At 59.9% G+C, this 1,361-nt stretch carries 1 protein-coding gene; it reads right to left on the bottom strand.

Features of this window, described 5'->3' with window-relative positions:
• Positions 1–269 precede the first annotated feature (269 nt).
• Positions 270–1,292, bottom strand: coding sequence for an IS110 family transposase (locus tag FJ930_RS29890; protein WP_141841183.1), 1,023 nt, complete (start codon positions 1,290–1,292; stop codon positions 270–272).
• Positions 1,293–1,361 lie beyond the last annotated feature (69 nt).

Below are 1,361 nucleotides of genomic sequence, written 5' to 3'. Positions count from 1 at the left end.
GCCGTGTATGGACGGCTCTCCGTTGGCAAGGGATTCTTTGAGCTTTGCCTTTGCTGGTTGGTGCGGCCATGTATCCGACCTGTAGGTGCGGCCTATCATGTGCCGCTGGCCATAATGCCATTCGCGCGTCTCAGGTCCCGATCGAAAGCTCGCACTCGAAGTGCACGGCCCCAGTGGGTTTTCCTGATCCGGCGGTATCAACCGGCTTTGTGCATTAGCTCCTGTCCGCCCTTTCCAACCTCGTCAGCGATCGCTCGCCTTATCTTCTTCTATGCGATGACCGGCTCCCTGTAGCGCTCGCCGTTTGTCATCAGTGCCCAAACCATCCTGGTGGTCTTGTTGGCCAACGCAACCGCCGCAACCTTGGCTGTTCGCCGGGCCATCAACTGCACGAGCCATGGCCTCCTGGTCCCGTTGCGCTCGGCATAACGGATGACCGCCATCGCGCCCACCACGAGCAACTGTCGCAAGTAGCGATTGCCGGCCTTGGAGATGCTGCCGAGCTTCTCTTTTCCGCCGCTAGAATTCTGCTTCGGCACGAGTCCGATCCATGCCGATAGACAGCGCCCCGACTTGAACGCATGCACATCGGCGACCGTAGCTACGAATGCACTCGCAAGCAGCGGGCCGACGCCTGGGATTTCCATCAACCTGCGACCAAGCTCGGTCTCACGCGCATTCGCCCGAACCCTACGATCGTTCTCGAGGATCTGTTTCTTCACGACCCTGAGCTGCGCCTCAAGCATGCGAAGGCATAGCCGCGCGTCAGCTGGTATCCTGATCTCGTTCTCGTCGTTGACGACCACGAGCAGTTGCTCAATCCCATTCCGCCCGATCGGCGCGACGATGCCGAACTCGGATAGGTGTGCCCGCAACGCGTTCGATATCTGCGTGCGCTGGCGGTTGAGCATCAACCGGACCCGGTGCAGCATCATCACACTTTGCTGCTCGGGTGATTTCACAGGCACGAAGCGCATGGTCGGCCGAGTGACCGCCTCGCAGATCGCCTCTGCATCTGCGGCATCATTCTTCTGCCGCTTCAGATAAGGCTTCACATACTGTGCCGGCAGCAGCCGGACATCATGGCCACGTGCAGTCAGTTCTCTCGCCCAATAATGCGACGAGCTGCAGGCTTCGATACCGACCAGGCAACGTGGCAGGCTCTCGAAGAATGCCAGCACGCGCCCACGCGTCAGCTTCCTGCGAACGACAACCTCACTCGCCGCATCCACCCCGTGGATTTGAAACACTGACTTCGCAATATCCAGCCCAATCGTCGTAACGTTGCCCATCATAGATCTCCTCCAGCTCTGGCCCCACGATCATACCGCAGGGCGGGAGGAGAGCCGTCCACCGCATCA

This window comes from Mesorhizobium sp. B2-4-15 (assembly GCF_006658505.1).
Taxonomy (GTDB): domain Bacteria; phylum Pseudomonadota; class Alphaproteobacteria; order Rhizobiales; family Rhizobiaceae; genus Mesorhizobium.
The sequence above is the reverse complement of the archived record's forward strand: the minus strand, read 5'-3'. Positions and strand labels throughout refer to the sequence as shown.